Consider the following 21,123-nt stretch of genomic DNA (forward strand, 5'->3'; position numbering starts at 1 on the left):
GGGTGCCACGCCCGGCACTCCCGCACCGTGACCGTGCCGATGCGGACGGTTGGTTCACATGCGCGTTACACGAGAGGAACAACCGGGAAACGGCGGCTTGCGACGCTACGCGGGCATCCACCACCCAGCAATAGAGGGACACGCCGTGGCAATCAAGGCCGAGTACATCTGGATCGACGGCACCAAGCCGACCGCGAAGCTCCGTTCCAAGACTCGCGTCCTGCCCAACGCCGACAAGATCCCGACCTGGGGCTTCGACGGTTCCTCGACCAACCAGGCCGAGGGCCACGCCTCGGACCGCGTGCTGGAGCCGGTGAAGGTCGTCAAGGACCCGATCCGCGGTGGCGACAACATCCTCGTCCTGTGCGAGGTCCTGGAGACGGACGGCACCCCGCACGAGTCCAACACCCGCGCCCTGCTGCGCGAGGTCGAGGAGAAGTACACCGCGCAGGAGTCGATCTTCGGCATCGAGCAGGAGTACACCTTCTTCAAGGGCTCCCGCCCGCTGGGCTTCCCCGAGGGCGGCTTCCCGGCCCCGCAGGGCGGCTACTACTGCGGCGTCGGCGCCGAGGAGGTCTTCGGCCGCGAGATCGTCGAGCTGCACCTGGACCGCTGCATCGACGCCGGCCTGGCGATCTGCGGCATCAACGCCGAGGTCATGCCCGGCCAGTGGGAGTTCCAGATCGGCCCGGTCGACGCCCTGACCGTCTCGGACGACCTGTGGATCGCCCGCTACCTGCTCTACCGCACCGCCGAGGAGTTCGGCATCGACGCCACCCTGGACGCCAAGCCGGCCCGGGGCGACTGGAACGGCGCGGGCGCCCACACCAACTTCTCCACCAAGGCGATGCGCGAGGGTTACGACGCCATCATCACCGCCTGCGAGTCGCTCGGCGCCTCCCAGGAGAAGGTGCTGGAGCACGTCACCCAGTACGGCGCCGACATCGAGTCCCGCCTGACCGGCAAGCACGAGACCGCCCCGTGGAACGTCTACAGCTACGGCGTCTCCAACCGCGGCGCGTCCGTCCGCATCCCGTGGCAGGTCGAGGTGGAGCAGAAGGGCTACATCGAGGACCGTCGCCCGAACGCCAACGTCGACCCGTACGTCGTCACCCGCCTGCTGATCAACACCTGCTGCGCGGCCCTGGAGAAGGCCGGCCAGGTCTGATCCCCGCCTGACGTACGCAACGTACGCAACGTACGCAACGCCCGCAGGCCCTTCCCCGCCCGGGGGAGGGCCTGCGGGCGTTGTGTCGTGTCGGGCATAATCGGGCGCATGACCGCTCCTCGCCCCCGCTTCCTCGTGCGCCGTCTGCACGTGGACCTGGCGCGGGTGTGGGCGGCCGGCTGTCGTCGTCGGTGAGTTCCCAGCAGCAGGACCGAAGCAGGACCGAAGCAGGTCCGAACTAGGACCGACCGACCCCCGACAGCACACCGGCCGCAGGAGTGTGTCCGTTCCATGGCTCTCACCTTCCACTGGTTCCTCCCCACCAACGGCGACAGCCGGCAGATCGTCGGCGGCGGGCACGGCTCGACGCCCGGGACGGCCGGGTCCGACCGGCCGCCGAGCATCGCGTACCTGGGCCAGATCGCCCGCAGCGCCGAGCAGTTGGGCTTCGAGGGGGCGCTCACCCCGACCGGCGCCTGGTGCGAGGACGCCTGGCTGACCACCGCGATGCTGACCCAGGTGACCGAGCGGTTGAAGTACCTGGTGGCGTTCCGGCCCGGGCAGATCAGTCCCACCCTGGCGGCGCAGATGGCCGCGACCTACCAACGGCAGTCCGGCGGAAGGCTGTTGCTCAACGTGGTGACCGGCGGCGAGTCCGCCGAGCAGCGGGCCTACGGGGACTTCCTGGACAAGGACGCCCGCTACGCCCGCACCGGGGAGTTCCTGGACATCACCCGGCGGCTCTGGGCGGGGGAGACCGTCGACCACCACGGCCCCCATCTGCGGGTCGAGCGCGCGAAGTTGAACCGGCTGCCCGACCCGGTGCCGCCGGTGTACTTCGGCGGCTCCTCCCCGGCGGCCGGGGACGTCGCCGCCCGGTCCGCCGACGTCTACCTGACCTGGGGCGAACCGCCCGCCCAGGTACGGGAGAAGCTCCGCTGGATCCGCGAACTGGCCGCCGCCCGGGGCCGGACGGTGCGGTTCGGCATCCGGCTGCACGTGATCAGCCGGGACACCTCGGCGCAGGCCTGGGCGGAGACCGAGCGGCTGCTCGCCGGGATGGACCCGCAGCGCGTCCGGGAGACCCAGCGGGCCCTCGCCGAGAGCGAGTCGGAGGGGCAGCGGCGGATGCTCGCGCTGCACGGCGGCTCGGCGGAACGGCTGGAGGTGCACCCGGGGCTGTGGGCCGGTATCGGGCTGCTCCGCGGCGGGGCGGGCACCGCGCTGGTGGGCAGCCACCGGGAGGTCGCCGACCTGATCACCGAGTACCACGAGCTGGGGATCGACGAGTTCGTGCTGTCGGGCATGCCGCACCTGGAGGAGGTCTACTGGTTCGGCGAGGGGGTCCTGCCGCTGCTGGCCGCCCGCGGGCTGTGGCGCCGGCCGTGAACGGTCGCGGCGGCCAGCAGCGGCGGCGTCCGTCGCGGCAACGGTCGCAGCGGCCGCCGTGGCGGCATCGGTTGCAGCGGTCGTCGGGTCGGGGCAAATCACTGGTCAATCCCGGTCCACCACCGGAGAATTCACGGCATGACTCGACAGCCGCTGCTCCTCCTCGACGTGGACGGACCCCTCAACCCCTACGCCGCGCCGAGGCTGCGGCGGCCGGACGGCTACCGGACGCACGAGCTGATGCCCACCTGGTGGGCCGAGCGGCAGACCCGGCGCGCCGCCGACGGCGTGGCGAAACCGCTGCGGGTGTGGCTGAACCCGGCGCACGGGCCCGAGCTGCTGTCGCTGCCGTACGAGCTGGCGTGGGCGACCACCTGGATGGACGAGGCGAACGCCCTGATCGGCCCGCGCCTCGGACTGCCCGAACTCCCGTACGTCCGGTGGACGGAGCTGTTCGGCGAGGATCCGGACGGGCTGCACTGGAAGACCAGGGACGTGGTGGCCTGGGCCGCCGGTCGGCCGTTCGTCTGGGTCGACGACGAACTCGGGCCGCAGGACGCCGAATGGATCGCGGCCCACCACCCGGGCCCGGCGCTCACCCTGCACGTCAACCCCCGGGTCGGCATGCTCGCCGACGACTTCGCGGCCCTGCGGGACTGGGCGGCCGCCGCATGACCGGGTCGCCGTTACTCCTGATCGACGTGGACGGGCCGCTCAACCCCTACGCCGCACCGGACTCCCGCTGCCCCGAGGGCTACGGCACCCACCGGCTGCTGCCCGAGTCCTGGGTCGCGCGGCACGCACCGCAGCCGCGGGAGCAGGTCGAGCCGCTGCGGGTGTGGCTGAACCCGGCGCACGGGCCGGAACTGCTGTCGCTGCCGTACGAGTTGGCGTGGGCGACCACCTGGATGGACGAGGCCAACACCTTTATCGGCCCGCGCCTCGGACTGCCCGAACTCCCGTACGTCCGCTGGACCAACCTGTTCGGCGAGGATCCGGACGGGCTGCACTGGAAGACCAGGGACGTGGTGGCCTGGGCCGCCGGCCGGCCGTTCGTCTGGCTGGACGACGAACTCGGGCCGCAGGACATCGAGTGGATCGCGGCGCACCATCCGGCCGAGGCGCTGCCGCTCTGGGTCGACCCCCGGGCGGGGCTGCGGGAGCTGCACTTCGCGGCGCTGCGGGAGTGGGCGGAGGACGCGGCGTGCTGACCGGCGGGCCCACCGGCGAGCTGGTCGGCCGGGTCGAGCGGCTGCGGCGCTACCCGGTCAAGTCGCTGCTGGGGGAAGACCTCCCGGCGGCCGAGGTGTCCACGCGGGGCCTGGCCGGGGACCGGGCGCGCGCCCTGCTGGACCTGGAGACCGGACGGGTGGCCAGCGCCAAGAACCCCCACCGGTGGGCCGCACTGCTCGACTACTCGGCGACGGCCACGGCGGACGGCCGGGTGGCCGTGACCGGCCCGGACGGGCGCGCCGCGGGCGAGGCGGAGCTGTCCGAGGCCTTCGGCCGCAAGCTCGCCCTGATCGCCGAGCGCCCGCCCGGTGCGGAGGTCGAGCGGGCCGTGCCGGAGGAGGTACTGGCGCGCGGGATCGAGGCGGAAGTCCCGGTGACCATCAACGAGTTGGGGCGGGCCGCGCCGGACGGCGGGTTCTTCGACTTCGCCCCGCTGCATCTGATCACCAGCTCCACCCTGCTCGCCGTCGGCGTCGAGGCGGAGCGCTACCGGCCGAACCTGGTGCTCCGCACCGAGGGCGAGGGCTTCGTCGAGAACGCCTGGGTGGGGCGGGAGTTGACCGTCGGGGAGAGCCTGCGGCTGCGGATCGTGGCACCCACCCCGCGGTGCGCCGTCCCCACCCTGCGGCACGGCCCGCTGCCCCGCCGGACGGAGGCACTGCGGGGCCCGGCCGAACGCAACCGGCTGGTCCCACTGGCGGGCATGCCGGCGCTGCCCTGCGCGGGGGTGTACGCCCAGGTGCTGGCGCCGGGGGCGATCCGCGTCGGCGACCCGGTCAGGCTGGACGGAGCGCCGTCTCCAGGGCGTTGAGGAAGCGGTCGGTGGTCTCCTCGTCCCGGACGGCGATCCGCAGCCAGTCCTCGCCCAGGCCGGGGAAGGTGTCTCCGCGCCGGACGGCGAAGCCGAGCTCGCGCAGCCGCGCCCGGACCACCGCCGCGCCCGGCAGCCGGACCAGGACGAAGGAGGCGGCCGGCTCGCCGTGCAGCCGTACGGCCGGGAAGGCGGCCAGCCCCTTCACCAAGTAGTCGCGCCACAGCGCGAGTTCGACGGCCGCCCGGTCCGCCTCGGCGAGCGCCGCCGGGCCGCTGCAGGCCTCGGCGGCGGCCAGCGCCGGGGTGGAGACCGGCCAGAGCGGCTGGGCGGCGCCGAGGGCGGCGATCAGCGGCGCCGGTCCGAGCGCGTAGCCGATCCGCAGTCCGGCCAGGCCCCAGGTCTTGGTGAGGCTGCGCAGGACGACGACCCGGCCGGGGAGGTCCCGGGCGGCGGCGAGGGACTCGCGCTCCCCGGGCACGGTGTCCATGAACGCCTCGTCCACCACCAGGGTGCGCCCGGGGCGGGCGAGCGCGGCGACGGCCTCGGCGGGGTGCAGGACGGAGGTCGGGTTGGTCGGGTTGCCGAGGACGACCAGGTCCGCCTGCTCGGGGACGGCGCCCAGTCGGAACCCGTCCTCGGGGGAGAGCAGCACCCGGTGCACCCGGTGTCCGGCGTCCCGCAGGGCGGCCTCCGGCTCGGTGAACTGGGGGTGCACCACGATGATGTGACGTGCCGTCAGGACGCGGGCGAGCAGCACGAAGGCCTCCGCCGCCCCCGAGGTGAGCAGCACCTCCTCGACCGGGCGCCCGTGCCGGGCGGCCACGGCCGCGCGGGCGGCACCCTGGTCGGGGTAGGCGGCGAGGGTGCCGAGGGTGGCGGCCAGGTGCTCGCGCAGCCAGGCCGGCGGCGTGCCGGTGCGGACGTTGACGGCGAGGTCGACCAGGCCGCTGCCGTCGGCGCGCAGTTCGGCGTCGCCGTGGTGGCGCAGGTCGGGTTCCGTGCCGGTCTGGCCGGTACCGCCCCGGTTGGTACCGCCCCGGTCGGTGTCGGTCCGGTCGGTGTCGGTCCGGTCGGTGGCGGTCATGCGGGGATCCCGTCGGTGTCGGCAGGGAGGCCGGGCACCCGCAGCAGCTCGTACGCCCCGGGCGGCACGGTGAGCCCGGCGCCGTCGCCCAGGGCGACCAGGGCGACGGCGTGCCCGTGCGCGGCGAGGGTGACCGCCGCCCCGGTCGGGTCCAGTGCCTCCCCGGCGCCGTCCGTCGGCACCCGGTCAGCCACCCCGGAGTCGCCCGGCCCGGGTTGCTCGGGCACCGCGACCCGCCTGGTCCCCGGCCGGAGCAGGGCGGCCACCGCCTCGACCGCCTCCGGCCGGCCCACCACCACCGAGGCGCGCCGCAGTTCGTTCAGTGCCCGGGGCACCAGCAGGTCGTGGGCGCCCGGCCCGAGGCCGACCAGCGCCAGCCGCCCGCGCACCGCCGCCCGGGCGATCGCCACCGTGGCCGTCGCCGACTTCCGCTTGGGGACGACGAGTTCACCGCCGTGGGAGCCGGCCAGCGCCGCCGCCTCGGCCACGCTCGCGGTGCCGACGGCCGTACCGACCGCCTCGGAGGGGTTCGGCACCGTGATCCGGGCCAGCTCCTCCGCGGGGTGCTCCTCCACCGGCACGTACAGGCACCGCGCGGCCCAGCGCACCGCCGGGTGGTCGGCCTTGCCGGTCACGGTGGCGATCCGGGCGATCGCCGAGCGCAGGTGGCCGGTCTCCTTGAGCACGTCCATCAGCAGCCGCATGGCCTCGGTCGGTTCGGTGCCGCTGCCCGCGCCGATGCCGACCACCAGGGTGCGCGGGACGACCAGCAGGTCGCTGCCGCCCGGGTCCTCCCGGTCGGTGATCCGCAGGACTGGGGCGTCCTCGGGTGCGTCCGGCCGCACGTTCGGGGGCAGCGCGGGCAGCGGGTACGCCACCTCGGTGACCAGTCGGACCGGCCGGCCGTCGGCCGCCGCCTCCGCGGCCTCGCCGGCGCCGGCCCGGCGGTACCGGACGGCGTGCGGGGTGAGCACGTCGAGCGGGTTCCCGGGGCCGGGCGGCGGGCCGGTGAGCACCGGGGTGACGCCGAGGGCGCCTGCCACCTCCTCGGCCAGCTCCACCGCGGAGTCCGTGTGGCTCAGCGGGATCACCCAGCGCCGGCCCGGGTCCACGCAGAGCACCTCGGCGCCGCGCGGGACGTCGACGCGGGGGTCGGTCAGCAGCCCGACGACGGCGGCGAGCGATCCGACGGCGACCACCTGGCGGTGGCGGTCGAGCGCGGACTGCATCGCCTCCGGCCCCTGGAAGCAGTTGCCGTGCGAGGCCCGGTAGGCCTGGGAGCTCTCCGGCCAGAGCTCCTGAAGTTCGTCGGTCAGCGGGCGGCCCGGCCCGTAGATGGCGACCAGTCCGATCACGTACCGCACTCCTTGCCGTCCCCGGCCCGGTGCTCGCGGGCCCCCGTGATCCCACCACGGGCGGTGGAGGGGGGTCAATCGCGGCGGGTGTGACCTCCGCCGTGGTGCCGGGGCGGTGCGGTCGGACCTGCCCTGCACGGTGTGGTCCGGCGTCCGGTTGCTCCGTACCGGGACTGCCTCGCAGCTGTTCGCCTGTTCTTCATTTCTCTTGTGCGGTACACGACACGCCGCGATCCTACTGTTCTCGGCGCTCCCGCCCCGGAAGCCCCGACCCCGGAGGACCCCATGGCCTTCGCACGACTCCGCACCCCCGGCACCCCCGCCCCCACCGCCGGCCCCACGGCCGGCACCCCCACCGCCGGCCCCACGGCCGGCACCCCCACCGCCGGCCCGCGCCCCGCCCGTCGCCGCAGGCTCCGCCCGATCACCGCCCTCGCCACCGGCCTCGGCCTGGTCGCCGGCTCGCTCGGCCTGTGGGCCGCGGGCGGCAGCGCGGCCGCCGACACCGCCGCCGCCCTGCCCTCGCCCGACCACGTCGTCGTCGTGGTGCTGGAGAACCACGCCTACTCCCAGGTGATCGGCAGCTCCAGCGCGCCGTACGTCAACCACACCCTGGTGGCCGGCGGCGCGAAGCTGACCCAGTCCTACGCGCTCACCCACCCCAGCCAGCCCAACTACTACATGCTGTTCTCCGGCAGCGCCCAGGGCGTCACGGACGACAGCTGCGTGGACGTCGGCGCGCTCCAGGAGCCCAACCTCGCCTCCGAGCTGCTCGCCGCCAACCAGACCTGGGCCAGCTACAACGAGGGCCTGCCCGCGGTCGGCGCCACCGACTGCCGGGTCGACAACTACGCCCAGAAGCACAACCCGTGGTTCGGCTTCGGCAACGTGCCCACCTCCAGCGCCTACGGCATGGACGCCTTCCCGACCGACTTCACCACCCTGCCGAAGGTCTCCTTCGTCGTCCCGGACCTCTGCGACGACATGCACGACTGTTCGGTCGGCACCGGTGACACCTGGCTGCAGGACAACCTCGACGCCTACGCCCAGTGGGCCAAGAGCAACAACAGCCTGCTGGTGGTGACCTTCGACGAGGACAACCGGCTCGCCGGCAACCGCATCCCGACCATCGTCTACGGCGCCCACGTCGCCCCCGGCAGCTCCACCGCCACCCGGTACAACCACTACGACGTGCTGCACACCCTGGAGGACCTGGCCGGCGTCAACGCCCACGCCGGCAACTCCGCCGGGGCCTCCGACATCACCGGCATCTGGAACTGACGCCGGTGTACGTCGCGGACTCCCGCAGCTCGAAGGCCCCCGTCGCACCGGCCACCGGCCAGGTGCGGCGGGGCGCCGCCCTGCGCTCGGTGCCGGGGGCGGTCCTCGCCCTCGGCGCGGTCAGCATGGTCACCGACGTCTCCTCGGAGATGGTCAACGCCGTGCTGCCGCTCTACCTGCTCACCGGACTCGGCCTCTCCCCGCTCGGCTTCGGCCTGCTCGACGGCATCCAGAACGGATTCAGCGCCCTGGTCCGGCTGGTCGGCGGCCACCTCGCCGACCGCCGCGGCCGCGACGGGGCCGCCCGGCACAAGGCCGTCGCGGCCGTCGGCTACGGGCTGTCCGCGCTGTGCCGGCCGCTGCTGCTGTTCGTCCACACCGTGCCGCTGATCGGCGCCGTCATCGCCGTCGACCGCACCGGCAAGGGCCTGCGCACCGCCCCCCGGGACGCGATGATCTCGCTGGCCACCGAACCCGCCCACCGCGGCCGGGCGTTCGGCGTGCACCGGGCGATGGACACCGCGGGCGCCCTGCTCGGCCCGCTCACCGCCTTCCTGGTGCTGCGGCTGGCCGGCGGCCCGATGCTCGCCGACGGCGGCGAACGGCACGGCTACGACGCGGTGTTCACGGTCAGTGCCTGCGTCGCGGCCCTCGGCGTGCTGATTCTGCTGCTGTTCGTGCCGAACCGGCAGAGCGGCGAGGCGCCGTCCACCGCCACCCCCTCGCTGCGCAGCAGCCTCACCCTGCTGCGCCTGCCCGGACTGCGTCGGCTCACCCTGTGCGCCGTCCTGCTCGGGCTCACCACGGTCAGCGACTCCTTCCTGTACCTGCTGATCCAGCGCCGACTCGGCCTGTCCGTCAACCTGTTCCCGCTGCTGCCGCTCGGCACCGCGGCCGCCTTCCTGCTGCTCGCCGTCCCGCTCGGCGCGCTCGCCGACCGGATCGGGCACCGCCGCCTCTTCCTGCTCGGCCACGGGGTGCTGCTGCTCGGGTACGGGCTGCTGCTCTCGCCGCTGCGCGGGCTGCCCGCCGTGCTCTGCGTGCTGCTGCTGCACGGCTGCTTCTACGCGGCCACCGACGGCGTGCTCGCCGCCGCGGCGGCCGACGCCGTCCCCGCGGAACAGCGCGGCGCCGGGCTCGCCCTGGTCGGCACCGGGCAGGCGCTGGCCCGGTTCGCCTGCTCGCTGCTGTTCGGCGCGCTGTGGAGCGCGGTGGGCGGCCCGACCGCACTCGCCTGGTCCGCGGGCGCCCTGGCGCTGTGCGTGGCCGGAGCGGCGGCGGTGCTGCGCCGCTCGGAACCCGTCGCCGTGGAGGAAGGCCCGTGAACCCCGTGGTGGAGAGCCCGTGAACCCCGAGGGGAGCCCGTGAATCCCGTGGAGGAGAGCCCTGAACCCCGTAGTGGAGAGCCCGTGAACCTGCAGAACAACCGCAGCCGGGTGATCGTGCTGCTGATCGCCGTCCTGGTGCTCGGCGCGGTCGGCACCGGCGCCGTCCTCTACGCGGCCGACCGCGGCGCCGAGCGCGACCGAGCCCAGGCCGGCGGACCGGCCGTCGAACCCGGCCCGGTCTCGCTCCAAGTGCCCTCCAGTGGACGCCAGTTGCTGTTCCGCAGCATGGCCTGGGGGCCGCACCGGGACGAGATCACCAGCGTCCCCGCCGACCGCCCCGACGGCCCGCGCACCGCCTCCGGCACCCAGTGCCTGCGCTTCCACGCCGCCGCCGGCACCGGCATCTGCCTCCAGGCCCAGCACGGCGCGCTCGACGACACCTACCGCGCCGTCGTCCTGGACGACCACCTGCACGAACGGCGCTCCTTCCCCGCGGCCGGCATTCCCACCCGCTCCCGGGTCTCGCCGTCCGGACACCTCGCCGCCTGGACGGTCTTCGTCAGCGGCGACTCCTACGCGGGCACGAACTTCTCCACCCGCACCTCGATCGTCGACGTGCGGGACTGGAACCTGCGGGAGAACCTGGAGAACTTCGCCGTCGTCAAGGACGGCCACCCGTACCAGGCGCACGACGTCAACATCTGGGGCGTCACCTTCGCCGACGACAACACCTTCTACGCCACCCTCGCCACCTCCGGGCAGACCCACCTCGTCCGCGGCGACCTCGCCGCCCGCACCCTCACCACCCTGCACGACAACGTCGAGTGCCCCTCGCTCTCCCCGGACGGCACCCGCATCGCGTACAAGAAGCGCGTCCCCGGCCTGTCGTCCGACGCCCCCTGGCGGCTGTACGTCCTCGACCTGGCGACCGGCACCGAGACCGCCACCGCCGAGCAGCGCAACATCGACGACCAGGCGCTCTGGTCCGACACCGGGACGCTGCTGTACGCCCTGCCCGGGGACTACGGCGCCGACCTGTGGACCGTCCCGGCCGACGGCTCCGGCTCCCCGCGGCTGGTCACCAAGGCCGCCGTCGCCCCCGCCTACCTGGGCTGAGGAACTCTCCGCTAACGTCCCACGTCGAGCAGAGTGTGACGTCCCGGCCCGAGGTGCCGGCCGGACGTCCTGATCGAAGCGGGGGAACGAGCGAACCGTGGACGGCATCCCACCCGAGCGCGTGGTCACCGACTCCTGGCCGGTCCTGCACGGCCGACCGGTCCTGCGGCGCACCGTCGCCGTCGGACTCGTGCTGTGCGTGTCCGCCGGCGCCGCCCTGATCGTGCGCGGCGTCAACGCGCTCACCGTCGGCCGGGTCGGGCGGGAGACCGACCGGGACCGCGCCGAGCGGCTGGCGGGCCTCCACCCCTCCCAGCACCCCGGCGCGGGCCGCTACTACGTCCCGGTCGGGGCCGTCTACACCCGCACCTCGGACGGGGCGCCGGTCGCCTACCTCCACTACCGGCTCGGCGGCGGCAAGGAGCCCGGCCTCGGCGACTTCCTGCACACCTACGACCTCCCGGCACCCGGGCCGGCCGCCCCGCTGCCGCCGGACCTCGCGGCCGCCCTCGGGGGCGACGAGCCTGCCGAGGCCCCGGAGCTGCCGGAGCTGCCGGCGGAGTCGGTGGGGTCGACGACGGGGTCGGCAGGGTCGGCAGGGTCGGTGGGGGATTCGGGAGCGCCCTCGCCCTCAGGGGCCGCGTCCGCGTCCGCCTCCGCTGCCGTGGTGGATCCGGGGGCCGGTGTCGCGCCGATGGCCGTTCCGGCGGATCCCGCCTCGGCCGACCCCGACCCGGACGGCTCCGGGGGCGCCGCACCGGACGCCGGTACGGACGACGGGGCGGACGACGGCTCCGGCGGCGCCGCGCACGTCCCCGAGGACGGCACCCCCGACCCGGGCCCCACGCCGACCTGGACACCGACCACCAGCCCCTCTGCCGTCCCCACCCGCGCCCCCTCGGCCCGCCGGATCTACGTGGCGGCCGTTCGGGGCGGGCTGCCCGGCGCCGCCGACATCTACATCCGCGCCACCGGCTGAGCCCGGACACGTCCGCGCCCCGCCGGCCACTGGCCGACGGGGTGGGGACGGGAGCGGAGGCGGTGGGCCGTCAGCGGGCGACCGCCGGCGCCCGGCGCTCGGGTGCGGGGACCGAGGCGAGGGCCGAAACGGGTGCCGGGGCCGAGGTCGCCGGAGCGGTGGCCGGACCGGCCACCGGGGTGGTCCGCCGGGCCGGGGCCTGGCCGATCAGCATCGCGCCGAGCGCCAGCACCAGCCCCAGCACCTGCCAGGGGGTGAGCGTCTGGCCGAGCACCACCAGGCCGCCGACGGTGGCCACCACCGGGTTGACCAGCCCCAGGAAGGACACCGGACCGGCGCCGAGCCGCTCGATGCCGCGGAACCACAGCACGTAGCCGAGCGCGGTGCTGAACAGGCCGAGGTAGGCGAAGCCCGCGAGGTTGGCGGCGCTCAGCGCCGGCGGTGCGCCCTCGACCAGCGCCGCCAGCGGGACCAGGAAGACCGAGCCGGCCAGCAGCTGCCAAGCGGTGAGGTCGATCATGGTGGCGCCCTCGGGGCGGCCCCAGCGGCGGGTCAGCACGGTGCCCGTGGCCATCAGGCCGATCGCGGTGACCATCGCGGCGATGCCGATGCCGTCCAGCTTCGCGCCGCTCTTGAGCACCAGCAGCGCCACCCCGGCGACCCCGACCAGGCCGGCGAGCAGCGCCCGCCGTCCGGGCCGGACCCGGAGCACCCCGACCGAGAGCCCGGCGACCAGCAGGGGCTGGATCGCCCCGATGGTGGCCGCCACGCCGCCGGGCAGGCGGTAGGCGCCGACGAAGGTGAGTGGGAAGAACAGCCCGATGTTGAGCATCCCGAGCACCGCCGCACGCCCCCACCAGCGCCCCTTGGGCAGCTTGCGACCGATCAGCAGCAGGAGCACCCCGGCGGGCAGCGCCCGCAGCGCGGCGAGCAGCAGCGGGCGGCCCTCGGGCAGCAGCTGGGTGGTGACCAGGTAGGTGGTGCCCCAGGCGGCCGGGGCGAGTGCGGCGGTGACGGCGATCCCTGCGCGCTTGCGGTCCATGGCGGTTCCCAATCCCCTCAACGTTGACTATCTGAACGTTGAGATATTTCTACGCCCGGGATCGGCGAACGTCAAGTATGTGAATGTTAAGATATCTGGACCGGCAACACCTGGCCGTCCGAGGGAGATGACCGAGCATGCAGCAGCGCGACACCGTCGACGACATCGCCGACCAGTGGGCCAGGAACCGCCCCGACCTGCCGATGGAGGCCATGGCCCTGATCGGCCGGCTGCGGCGGCTCAACGTCCGGGTCGACAATGCCCTGCGCGAGTACTTCCTCACCTGCGGGCTGGACCCCTCCGAGTTCGACGTCCTCGCCACCCTCCGCCGCTCCGGCGAGCCCTACGAGCTGAACGCCCGCGCCCTGCTCAAGTCCGCGATGGTCACCTCCGGCGCCATCACCAACCGGGTCGACAAGCTCTCCGCCAAGGGCCTGGTCGAACGCAACCCCTGCCCCACCGACCGTCGCGCCGTCCTGGTCCGGCTCACCCCGGCCGGCAAGGACCTCATCGACGCCGCCCTCCCCGGGCACATCCGCAACGAGGAGAGCCTCCTCGCCGCCCTCGACGCCGACGAACGCGCCCAGCTCGACACCCTGCTGCGCAAGCTCCTCATCGCCCACGGCGACACCGAACCCCTGGGCTGACGGCCGGGTCGTTCGCGTGACCACCACCTCCCGGCCGCGTTAGACCAGCAGGACGACGCGCCGGAGGAGACGCCCGATGAAGCACAGGACCCCCAGGGACATCGCCGTCGACGACCAGCTGCGGGCGGCCGGGGTGGAGGGCGCCCAGTGGCTCGCCGCCGCCGGGTGGGGGCCGCCGGTGAAGGTGCCGCTGCAGAACGCGGCCAAGTGGCAGCGGGAGACCAGGGAACGGATGCTCGCCGCGCAGGAGGACGAGTCCTGCACCTGGTGCGACCACCTGCTGCACGGCGGCCCGCAGCCCGTCGTCGTCCACGCCGAGCACCCCACCCACCTGGTCTGCCGCGTTTGCTCGATCACCGCCCGCCCCCACCGCCGCTGCGCGGACTGCGGCGAGCCGGCCGGCTCGTCCTCCCGGCTCGACGGCCGCGAGGACGTCTGCATGGGCGCGGTGGCGATCTACACCCGCCTCCGCTGCCCCGCCTGCTTCCGCCGCGACCCACTCAACGGGACCTTCGGTACGGGTGGGGGGTGAGTCGGCCTTGTTCTGGCTCAGGCACCTTTCGGCCGTCGAACGACGCGAGTTGGTCGCCGATCTGCGTCGAGTGCTGATCGAATGGCGCGCCACCGCCCGGGTGCTCGCGGATCCCGAGCTGACGGCAGAGCTCAGCAGGCCACTTCCCGGCGACGACCACGGCGAGGTGGTCGGGCCGTGAGTCGAGGCGCGATCAGAGCTGAGCGACCAGCGCGTAGCGCTCGTCCGCCACCGGGCCGCCCCACAGCTCCGCGTCCCCGCTGAGCGGCTCGACGCGCAGCTCCGCCACCAACGGGCGCACCGCAGCGGCGAGTTCGTCCGCGCCCACGCCGCCGCCCCAGGGCAGGCGCTCCGCCCCGGCGGCGTACGGCGCCGCCTGCTCGCCCGCCTCCCGCCAGCGGCCCTCGACCAGCACCAGCCGCCCGCCGGGGCGCAGCAGCCGCACCCAGGCGCGCAGCGCCCGCTCCGGCTCGGGCAGGGTCCAGACCAGGTGGCGCGACAGCACCACGTCGAAGCCGCCCGCCCGCACCGGCGGCGCGCCCGCGTCCCCCACCAGGAACCGCCCCGCCAGCCCGGCCGCCGCCAGCTTCGCCCGGGCTCGTGCGACCATCCGCGGCGCCAGGTCCACTCCCGTCACCCGGTGCCCGTCCGCCGCCACCAGCTCGGCCAACGACCCCGTCCCGCACCCGACATCGAGCACCTCCACCGGCTCACCCGGCAGCCACCCCCGCAACCGCCGCCCCCACGCCGCCCGCGTCACCGCCGCCCGCAAGCCGTGGTCCGGCTCCTCGTCGAAGGCCGCCGCGGCCGCGTCCCAGTAATCCGCGATGCCCCGCCCGGAATCCGTCATGCCGCCCATCCTCCCCGCCACCACCGACATCCGGCCGCGCTTCCTCGGACGCCGCACCCGCCCTCAGGCTCCGGTGCGGAGGGCCGGGGGCTGCCAGTCGTAGATCGCCGTGGTGCGGCCGAGGAGGGTGCGGGTGGGGAGGAGGCCGGCCAGGGTGAGGGTGGTGGTGCGCAGGAGGGTGGCGGCGGGGGTGTGGAGGGCGACCAGGCTGCCGGTGCGGCGGGAGGCGGTGGCGACGGCGGTGGTGCGGGGGAGCCGGGCGGCGGTGTAGGCGGGGAGGGTGGTGACGGGGTCGGTGGCGGGGGTGAGCGGGGAGGCGAGGACGAGGGCGTCCTCGATGGCCTGGCAGGCGCCCTGGCCGAGGAAGGGGCACATGGCGTGGGCGGCGTCGCCGAGGAGGGCGACCCGGCCGTGGTGGTGGGCGGGCAGGGGGTCGGCGAGTTCCCGGACGTCGTTGCGGAGCAGCCGGTCGGGTTCGGCGAGGGCGAACAGTTGGGGGACGGGGGCGCACCAGTCGCCGAAGAGCCGCTGGAGTTCGGCCCGTTCGTCGGTGGCGCGGGCGCCGGCCGGGGCGAGGGCGGCGCCGTAGACGTAGACCCGGTCCTCGGCGAGCGGGGCGATACCGGCGAGGCGGCCGGGGCCCCAGACCTCGCCGGCGGCGGCCGGTCGGCGGTCGGGGGTGACGATGGCGCGCCAGGTGGTGAAGCCGCTGTAGCGCGGGCCGGGGTGGTGGGGGAAGAGCAGGCCGCGGGTGGCGGAGTGGATGCCGTCGGCGGCGACGACGAGCGCGGCCTCCTGGTCGCCCTCGCCGGTGCGGACGACGGCGGGCCGCCGGTCGTCGCCCGGGTCGGTGACGGTGGCGGGGGAGCCGGTGCGGACGGTGCCCTCCGGCAGGGCGTCGACCAGGGCGGCGATCACCTCGGCGCGGGCGACGGCGGCGACGGTGTCGCCGAAGTGGGTCCGGACGGCGGCGCTGGTGGTGCGGACGAGCCAGCGGCCGGAGGGGTGGCGGATGCCGACGGCGGGGTGGGCGGTGGCGCGGGCGCGTAGTCGGGGGCCGACGCCGAGCCGGTCGAGGGCGCGCAGGGCGTTGGGGGCGAGAGCGAGTCCGGCGCCGACGGGTTCCAGGCTCGCGGCGCGTTCGTGGACGGTGGCGGGGATGCCCTGCCGGTGCAGGGCGAGGGCGGCGGTGAGGCCGCCGATGCCGCCGCCGATGACGATCGCCCGGTGCTGGCCCATGAGGGACTCCTGTTCTCCCACGATCCTGGCCACTACAGCTGTAGTGGCCACTGTTCAGCACCGTACTACACGTGTAGTGGGCCGTAAACTACGGCTGTAGTGAGTTGGGTAGCCGCCGAGGAAAGGCCATGATCGAACCCATGACGCCCCCGCGCCTGACGCCCCCGCGCCCGACCCTGATCGCCGACGCCGCCATCGACCTGATCGCCGAGGCGGGCCTGCGCGGACTCACTCACCGTGCCGTGGACGACGCCGCCGGCCTGTCCGTCGGCTCGACCTCCAACCTGGCCCGGACCAGGGCCGCCCTGCTGGAACTCGTGCTCAACCGGATCGTCGAGCGGGAGACCGCCGACCACCCGGTCTTCGCCGAGGGCGAGCGGCCCCGGGCGGCCGCACCGGCCCGCGCGCTGCTGGCCGAGGTCGGCGCCGAGGTGCTGTTCCAGGCGCTCACCAGCGGTCGCAGGCTCACCCTGGCCCGACTGGAACTCGCCCTGGAGGCCACTCGCCGGCCTGAACTGCGGGTCGTCTACGACCGGTTGGGTGCCCGCTTCGCCGAGCTCGGCGCCGCCCTGCTCGCCGCGGCCGGCTCCACCGACCCCGAGGGCGACGCCCGCCGGCTGGTCCGCTGGTGCGACGGCGTGCTGTTCAACGCGACCGCGGGCAGCGGGCACTGGCACGTGCCGATGCCGGAGGAGCTGCGCGGGGAGATCGACCGCTACCTCACCGCTCTGCTGGGCGAGGAGGGTTGACGAGGGGGCGCTGTTCCGGGCGTCCCCCTATACTCCCCCTGCCCGATCAGGCAGGGGGAGACATGCTGGACTTGATGGAGATGGCACTGGTGCTCATGGCCGGTGTCGCGTTGCTGCTGCGGCTGGCGACGCTTCCGGTGCTGGTGCGGGCTCAGACGGCCACGCGCCGGAGGATGGCGGCGGCCGCGGGCGTGGACGCGACCGGGGGTGCGCCGGGCGGCCTCGGCGCGACCTTCGGCGAGCTGGCGATCGGTCTGGTCGTCGGCGTGGCGGCGCTCCTCCTGGTGGGCGTCGAGGACCACCACAGCTACGAGCTCTTCTCCCGGCCGTTCGACCTCGACAGGTCCGTGTACATCGCCTTCGAGTGGCACATCCCCCGGGCCTCGGCGCAGGCCTGGTACGTCGCCCTCTTCGTCGTGCTCCTGCTGCTCTGGCTGGTGCTCTGGTACCTGACCCAGCGCAAGCTGCTGACCAACGGCCTGCCCGAGGAGGTCTGGACGTCCGGGTCGACCCAGGTCCGGCTGATCGGACTGGTGCTGCTCCGTGCGGCGATCGGCGTGTTCCTGCTGCCGGTCGGCCTGCTCTCCTCCGCCCTGGTCTGCCAGGTGGTCGCCCTGCTGGTGAGCCGCAACCCCAAGCCGGTCGGCGCGGCCGCGGCCGGGGACCCGCAGGCGCGGGCGTTCCAGGCGGCGCAGGCCGCCGAGGCGTTCCAGGCCGCGATGGCCGGGCAGAACCCGTACGCGCCCACCGCGCAGCCCCCGGCCGCCCCGCCGCAGGCGCCGTACGTCCAGCCGCAGGCTCCGCAGGGCCCGTACGTCCCACCGCAGTTCACCCCGCCCGCCCCGCCGGCCCCGACCGCCCCGCCGGTGGTGTCCGCCCCGCCCGTCGGCAGCCCGCTGGGCGCGCACGAGCCCCGCACTATCGGCGGCTACCAGCTGCTCGGCCGGATCGGCTCCGGCGGCATGGGCACCGTCTACCTCGCCCAGCGGCAGGGCTCCGCCACCCAGGTCGCGCTCAAGACCATCAACCCCGAACTCCTCGCCGAGGGTGACCTGTTGCGCCGCTTCCAGCGCGAGGCCGAGGTGCTGGCGATGGTCCCCGGCGCCTACACCGCCCGGGTGCTCGACACCGGGGTGGACGCCGGACGCCCGTACCTGGCCATGGAGTTGCTGGACGGCCGCCCGCTCGACGCCCACCTGCGCGAGCAGGGCCCGATCCGCTCCGCCGAGGCGCTGCACGCCCTGGCCCTGGCGCTGGCCGTGGCACTGTCCGGGGTGCACCGGCTCGGACTGGTGCACCGGGACCTCAAGCCGGCCAACATCATGCTGACCACCGCCGGCCCGCGCCTGCTGGACTTCGGCATCGCGGCGATCGTGGACGGCACCCGGCTGACCGCCACCGGCGGCGGCCCGGGCACCCTGACGTACATGGCGCCGGAGCAGTTCGGCGACGAGCGGGTCGGCCCGGCGGCCGACGTGTGGGCCTGGGCGTGCTGCGTGGTCTGCGCGGCGTACGGCGTCAGCCCGTTCGCGGCGACCAACACGGGCGCGGTGATCCGCCGGATCGTGGAGAGCGGGCCCGAGCCCGCCGCGCTGGCGGCGGTCCAGGCCCTCGACCCGGAGCTCGCGGCCGTCGTCACCCGCGCCCTGGCCATCGACCCGGCCCGGCGCCCGGCGGACGGTACGGCCCTGCTGGCGGCGCTGGCGGCGGCCCGGTCGACGGCCCCCGACCCCGCCGCCCTGCACGAGCAGATCACCCGGGGCTGGCAGACGCTGGCGCTCTGAACGGGTCCGCGCCCCGGGCCCGTCGGCCCGCCGCTACCCGGCGACCGTGACCGTCACCTCGGCCTCGTGCCGCACCGGGAAGTTCACCGAGTTGGCGATGAAGCACCCCCGGTTCGCCGCCGCGTGCAGGGAGAGCGCCCGCTCCACCATCCCCGGCTCGGCGACCTCGACCTGCGGGTGCAGCACCACCGAGGTGAAGCGCACACCCTCCTGGGTCACGGTCATGGTGCCCGCCGGCCGGTCCGCGTACGCGGTCACCACGACCCCGTTCACCGCGCACTGGTGCAGGTACGACAGCAGATGGCACTGGGCGAGCGAGACCAGCAGCAGTTGCTCCGGGTTCCAGCGGGCCGGGTCGCCGCGGAAGGCGGGGTCGGCGGAGCCGGGGATGCCCGGCAGGCCCTCGGCCGACACCTCGACGTCGCGGGCGTAGGCCCGGTAGTCGCTGGTGCCGGTGCCCCGGTTGCCGGTCCAGTTGATCTCGGCGCTGTACTCGTACTGCTTGGCCATGGGGGTGCCTCCGTGGGAAGGGGGTGTCCCCGGACAGTCAACCGCAACGGGCCGCCCGCGCGGGGCTCATCCGGCGGCCGTGACGCGGGCGAGCACGGCGTCGGCGCAGTCCGCCACCGAGGTCCGCGAGGTGTCGACCACCAGGTCGTACGCCACGCCCTCGTGCACCATCGATGCCTGCGCGGCGGCCATCCCGGCGACCCGGTCGCCGCGCGCGGCCTCGCGGGCCGCGGCCACCGCCGGGTCGCAGCGCACGCCGACCCAGAGCACGTCCAGGCCCTCCAGCGCCGTGCGCCAGCGCTGCTGCGAGGCGGCCCCGCCGAGGAAGACCTCGTCCACCAGGACCGGGGCCCCGGCCCGGGCCATCGCCGCCACGCCGACCGACCAGGCGGCGTCCAGCCGGGCGAAGACCGGCCCGACGGCCACCGTGCCGTCGCCGTCCTCCAGCCCGCCGATGCCTCCGTCGCCGCCGAGCAGCCACGGCGGCAGCGCGTCCACCATGGTGTCCGCGCCGAGGTGCAGCCAGGGCTCCGGCAGCAGCTCCTGCAGGCGCCGGGCGATGCTCGACTTCCCGGAGCTGGAGCCGCCGTTGAGGACGATCACATGCATGCGCGCATCCTAAGGAGGAAAGCCCTCAGGAAGCAGCCGAATTGAACGCCGCCGACTTGAACGCCGCCGCGGCCCCCGCGAACGACGCCGCCAGCCCGGGCGCCCCGGCCCAGTGCAGGTGCAGGTAGGAGGCGTGCACGTTCCCGGCGGCGAAGCCCTCGGTGCGCGGCCCGGTCGGCAGGCGCCAGCCCCAGGCCGGGTGCTCGCCCGCGCCCGGTTCGCAGACCGTCCGGTGGAACTCGTGCCCGCGCAGCCGGGTGCCGGCCGGGGCGAGCGGGGAGTCGTGCAGGGCGACGGCCTCCCGGTAGCCGAGGGTGAGCCGTTCGGTCATCCGGGCCTCGGTGTCCAGCACGCCGCACATCGGCAGTCCGTCCAACTCCCGCCCCAGGTACAGCAGCCCGGCGCACTCGGCGGCGATCGGCCCGCCCGCCGCCGCGAACTCCGCGATGGCCCGCCGTAGTTCGGCGTTCCCGCTCAACTCCCGTACGTACAGCTCCGGGAACCCGCCGCCGATGACCAGCCCGGCGGTGCCCGCCGGCAGTGCGGTGGCGTGCAGCGGGTCGAAGGGGACGACCTCCGCGCCCGCCGCGCCGAGCAGTTCGGCGTTCTCGGCGTACGAGAAGGAGAAGGCCGCGCCGCCGGCCACCGCGATCCGCGGCCGCCCGCCGACCGGCGTCACCTCGACCGAGGCGTCCCACGGCTCGGCGTCCAAGTCCGGAGCCGTACGGGCGAGTTCCAGCACCGCGTCCAGGTCCACCGAAGCCGCCACCAGCTCGCCCATGTCGGCAACGGCCTGCAACGCCTCTGCCGAGCGCTCCACCGCCGGGATCAGTCCGAGGTGCCGGGACGGCGTGGCCACGGCCGCCGAGCGGCGCAGCGCGCCCAGCACCGGCACGCCGGAGCCCTCCTCCAGGGCCTCCCGCAGCAGCTGCTCGTGCCGGTCGGAGGCGACCCGGTTGAGGATCACCCCGGCGAGCCGCACCTGCGGGTCCCAGGAGGCGAAGCCGTGCACCAGCGCGGCCACCGAGCGGGACTGCGAGGAGCCGTCCACCACCAGCACCACGGGGGCCCGCAGCAGCTTGGCGACGTGCGCGGTGGAGGCCAGCTCCCCGCGCCCGGACGCCCCGTCGAACAGGCCCATGACGCCCTCGACCACCGCGACGTCCGCCCCGGCTGCCCCGTGCAGGAACAGCGGCGCGATCCGTTCCGGACCGCACATGAAGGCGTCCAGGTTGCGGCCCGGGCGCCCGGCGGCGAGCCCGTGGTAGCCCGGGTCGATGTAGTCGGGGCCGACCTTGTGCGGCGACACCGCCAGCCCGCGCGCGGTCAGTGCCGCGATCAGGCCGGTGGCGACGGTGGTCTTGCCGGCGCCCGAGGAGGGCGCGGCGACGACGAGGCGGGGGACGTTGCTCAA

Annotated in this window: 22 protein-coding genes; 14 read left to right on the forward strand and 8 right to left on the reverse strand. The window is 75.0% G+C overall.

Annotated elements, in window-relative coordinates:
- The first annotated feature begins 145 nt into the window (after positions 1–145).
- The 5 genes from glnII to AB0F71_RS20775 all read left to right on the forward strand — a co-directional run bounded on the left by glnII (position 146) and on the right by AB0F71_RS20775 (position 4,601).
- Positions 146–1,168 carry a glutamine synthetase gene (glnII, locus tag AB0F71_RS20755; RefSeq protein ID WP_360236313.1) on the forward strand — a complete coding sequence of 341 codons (1,023 nt, stop codon included), beginning with the start codon at positions 146–148 and terminating at the stop codon, positions 1,166–1,168.
- Positions 1,169–1,459: 291 nt separating this feature from the next.
- Positions 1,460–2,557 carry an LLM class flavin-dependent oxidoreductase gene (locus AB0F71_RS20760; RefSeq protein ID WP_360236316.1) on the forward strand — a complete coding sequence of 366 codons (1,098 nt, stop codon included), beginning with the start codon at positions 1,460–1,462 and terminating at the stop codon, positions 2,555–2,557.
- A 138-nt stretch (positions 2,558–2,695) separates the two neighbouring features.
- Positions 2,696–3,232: a hypothetical protein gene (locus tag AB0F71_RS20765; RefSeq protein ID WP_360236319.1), complete on the forward strand. Its 537-nt coding sequence runs from the start codon at positions 2,696–2,698 to the stop codon at positions 3,230–3,232.
- Positions 3,229–3,768 (forward strand): hypothetical protein, encoded by a 540-nt coding sequence (locus AB0F71_RS20770; protein ID WP_360236322.1) that lies wholly within the window; start codon positions 3,229–3,231, stop codon positions 3,766–3,768. The genes AB0F71_RS20765 and AB0F71_RS20770 overlap by 4 nt, the downstream gene beginning before the upstream one ends.
- Positions 3,762–4,601: an MOSC N-terminal beta barrel domain-containing protein gene (locus AB0F71_RS20775; protein WP_360236325.1), complete on the forward strand. Its 840-nt coding sequence runs from the start codon at positions 3,762–3,764 to the stop codon at positions 4,599–4,601. Before AB0F71_RS20770 ends, AB0F71_RS20775 begins: the two co-directional genes overlap by 7 nt.
- On the opposite strand, the gene cobC is transcribed toward AB0F71_RS20775, so the two are convergent.
- Both cobC and AB0F71_RS20785 read right to left on the reverse strand, forming a co-directional pair.
- A complete protein-coding gene (gene cobC / locus AB0F71_RS20780; protein WP_360236329.1) occupies positions 4,567–5,688 on the reverse strand; it encodes an Rv2231c family pyridoxal phosphate-dependent protein CobC in 1,122 nt (373 codons plus the stop codon). The genes AB0F71_RS20775 and cobC overlap by 35 nt on opposite strands.
- Positions 5,685–7,043, reverse strand: a complete 1,359-nt coding sequence (locus tag AB0F71_RS20785; RefSeq protein ID WP_360236332.1) for a cobalamin biosynthesis protein — start codon at positions 7,041–7,043, stop codon at positions 5,685–5,687. Before AB0F71_RS20785 ends, cobC begins: the two co-directional genes overlap by 4 nt.
- A gap of 285 nt (positions 7,044–7,328) precedes the next feature.
- Here AB0F71_RS20785 and AB0F71_RS20790 point away from each other — a divergent pair, with 285 nt between their 5' ends.
- From AB0F71_RS20790 to AB0F71_RS20805, 4 genes are all read left to right on the forward strand, one after another.
- Entirely contained in the window at positions 7,329–8,324 is a 996-nt protein-coding gene (locus AB0F71_RS20790) for an alkaline phosphatase family protein (RefSeq protein ID WP_360236335.1), read from the forward strand.
- A 5-nt stretch (positions 8,325–8,329) separates the two neighbouring features.
- On the forward strand, positions 8,330–9,649 hold the full coding sequence (locus AB0F71_RS20795; protein WP_360236338.1) for an MFS transporter: 1,320 nt from the start codon (positions 8,330–8,332) through the stop codon (positions 9,647–9,649).
- Positions 9,650–9,733: 84 nt separating this feature from the next.
- A complete protein-coding gene (locus tag AB0F71_RS20800; RefSeq protein WP_360236340.1) occupies positions 9,734–10,768 on the forward strand; it encodes a TolB-like translocation protein in 1,035 nt (344 codons plus the stop codon).
- A 97-nt stretch (positions 10,769–10,865) separates the two neighbouring features.
- Positions 10,866–11,747: a hypothetical protein gene (locus AB0F71_RS20805; protein ID WP_360236343.1), complete on the forward strand. Its 882-nt coding sequence runs from the start codon at positions 10,866–10,868 to the stop codon at positions 11,745–11,747.
- Between the two features lie 70 nt (positions 11,748–11,817).
- Here AB0F71_RS20805 and AB0F71_RS20810 read toward each other — a convergent pair whose 3' ends face one another.
- Positions 11,818–12,789 (reverse strand): EamA family transporter, encoded by a 972-nt coding sequence (locus tag AB0F71_RS20810; protein WP_360236346.1) that lies wholly within the window; start codon positions 12,787–12,789, stop codon positions 11,818–11,820.
- 137 nt (positions 12,790–12,926) lie between these two features.
- Here AB0F71_RS20810 and AB0F71_RS20815 point away from each other — a divergent pair, with 137 nt between their 5' ends.
- From AB0F71_RS20815 to AB0F71_RS20825, 3 genes are all read left to right on the forward strand, one after another.
- Positions 12,927–13,436 (forward strand): MarR family transcriptional regulator, encoded by a 510-nt coding sequence (locus AB0F71_RS20815; protein ID WP_360236349.1) that lies wholly within the window; start codon positions 12,927–12,929, stop codon positions 13,434–13,436.
- A gap of 76 nt (positions 13,437–13,512) precedes the next feature.
- Positions 13,513–13,968 (forward strand): hypothetical protein, encoded by a 456-nt coding sequence (locus AB0F71_RS20820; RefSeq protein WP_360236352.1) that lies wholly within the window; start codon positions 13,513–13,515, stop codon positions 13,966–13,968.
- Between the two features lie 7 nt (positions 13,969–13,975).
- The gene (locus AB0F71_RS20825; RefSeq protein ID WP_360236355.1) at positions 13,976–14,149 is read left to right on the forward strand and encodes a hypothetical protein; all 174 of its coding nucleotides are present in this window, start codon (positions 13,976–13,978) and stop codon (positions 14,147–14,149) included.
- Between the two features lie 12 nt (positions 14,150–14,161).
- On the opposite strand, the gene AB0F71_RS20830 is transcribed toward AB0F71_RS20825, so the two are convergent.
- A complete protein-coding gene (locus tag AB0F71_RS20830) occupies positions 14,162–14,818 on the reverse strand; it encodes a class I SAM-dependent methyltransferase (protein ID WP_360236358.1) in 657 nt (218 codons plus the stop codon).
- 63 nt (positions 14,819–14,881) lie between these two features.
- Positions 14,882–16,057 (reverse strand): FAD-dependent monooxygenase, encoded by a 1,176-nt coding sequence (locus AB0F71_RS20835; protein ID WP_360236361.1) that lies wholly within the window; start codon positions 16,055–16,057, stop codon positions 14,882–14,884.
- A gap of 128 nt (positions 16,058–16,185) precedes the next feature.
- Here AB0F71_RS20835 and AB0F71_RS20840 point away from each other — a divergent pair, with 128 nt between their 5' ends.
- Entirely contained in the window at positions 16,186–16,806 is a 621-nt protein-coding gene (locus AB0F71_RS20840; protein WP_360236364.1) for a TetR/AcrR family transcriptional regulator, read from the forward strand.
- Between the two features lie 74 nt (positions 16,807–16,880).
- Positions 16,881–18,590, forward strand: coding sequence for a serine/threonine-protein kinase (locus AB0F71_RS20845; protein ID WP_360236367.1), 1,710 nt, complete (start codon positions 16,881–16,883; stop codon positions 18,588–18,590).
- A gap of 33 nt (positions 18,591–18,623) precedes the next feature.
- On the opposite strand, the gene AB0F71_RS20850 is transcribed toward AB0F71_RS20845, so the two are convergent.
- The 3 genes from AB0F71_RS20850 to AB0F71_RS20860 form a co-directional block, all read right to left on the reverse strand.
- The gene (locus AB0F71_RS20850) at positions 18,624–19,100 is read right to left on the reverse strand and encodes an OsmC family protein (RefSeq protein WP_360236370.1); all 477 of its coding nucleotides are present in this window, start codon (positions 19,098–19,100) and stop codon (positions 18,624–18,626) included.
- 66 nt (positions 19,101–19,166) lie between these two features.
- Positions 19,167–19,709: a chloramphenicol phosphotransferase CPT gene (gene cpt / locus AB0F71_RS20855; RefSeq protein WP_360236373.1), complete on the reverse strand. Its 543-nt coding sequence runs from the start codon at positions 19,707–19,709 to the stop codon at positions 19,167–19,169.
- Positions 19,710–19,734: 25 nt separating this feature from the next.
- Entirely contained in the window at positions 19,735–21,123 is a 1,389-nt protein-coding gene (locus AB0F71_RS20860; RefSeq protein ID WP_360236376.1) for a cobyrinate a,c-diamide synthase, read from the reverse strand.

It is taken from the genome of Kitasatospora sp. NPDC028055, assembly GCF_040637885.1.
In the GTDB taxonomy this organism is placed as follows: Bacteria; Actinomycetota; Actinomycetes; order Streptomycetales; family Streptomycetaceae; genus Kitasatospora.

What these genes read in the sequence shown, in the direction of transcription:
- AB0F71_RS20760 (WP_360236316.1), top strand. Translation starts at nt 1,460, where the DNA reads ATGGCTCTCACCTTCCACTGGTTCCTCCCCACCAACGGCGACAGCCGG.
- AB0F71_RS20765 (WP_360236319.1), top strand. Translation starts at nt 2,696, where the DNA reads ATGACTCGACAGCCGCTGCTCCTCCTCGACGTGGACGGACCCCTCAAC.
- AB0F71_RS20770 (WP_360236322.1), top strand. Translation starts at nt 3,229, where the DNA reads ATGACCGGGTCGCCGTTACTCCTGATCGACGTGGACGGGCCGCTCAAC.
- cobC (WP_360236329.1), bottom strand. Translation starts at nt 5,688, where the DNA reads ATGACCGCCACCGACCGGACCGACACCGACCGGACCGACACCGACCGG.
- AB0F71_RS20790 (WP_360236335.1), top strand. Translation starts at nt 7,329, where the DNA reads ATGGCCTTCGCACGACTCCGCACCCCCGGCACCCCCGCCCCCACCGCC.
- AB0F71_RS20810 (WP_360236346.1), bottom strand. Translation starts at nt 12,789, where the DNA reads ATGGACCGCAAGCGCGCAGGGATCGCCGTCACCGCCGCACTCGCCCCG.
- AB0F71_RS20815 (WP_360236349.1), top strand. Translation starts at nt 12,927, where the DNA reads ATGCAGCAGCGCGACACCGTCGACGACATCGCCGACCAGTGGGCCAGG.
- AB0F71_RS20820 (WP_360236352.1), top strand. Translation starts at nt 13,513, where the DNA reads ATGAAGCACAGGACCCCCAGGGACATCGCCGTCGACGACCAGCTGCGG.
- AB0F71_RS20830 (WP_360236358.1), bottom strand. Translation starts at nt 14,818, where the DNA reads ATGACGGATTCCGGGCGGGGCATCGCGGATTACTGGGACGCGGCCGCG.
- AB0F71_RS20835 (WP_360236361.1), bottom strand. Translation starts at nt 16,057, where the DNA reads ATGGGCCAGCACCGGGCGATCGTCATCGGCGGCGGCATCGGCGGCCTC.
- AB0F71_RS20840 (WP_360236364.1), top strand. Translation starts at nt 16,186, where the DNA reads ATGATCGAACCCATGACGCCCCCGCGCCTGACGCCCCCGCGCCCGACC.
- AB0F71_RS20845 (WP_360236367.1), top strand. Translation starts at nt 16,881, where the DNA reads ATGGAGATGGCACTGGTGCTCATGGCCGGTGTCGCGTTGCTGCTGCGG.
- AB0F71_RS20850 (WP_360236370.1), bottom strand. Translation starts at nt 19,100, where the DNA reads ATGGCCAAGCAGTACGAGTACAGCGCCGAGATCAACTGGACCGGCAAC.
- cpt (WP_360236373.1), bottom strand. Translation starts at nt 19,709, where the DNA reads ATGCATGTGATCGTCCTCAACGGCGGCTCCAGCTCCGGGAAGTCGAGC.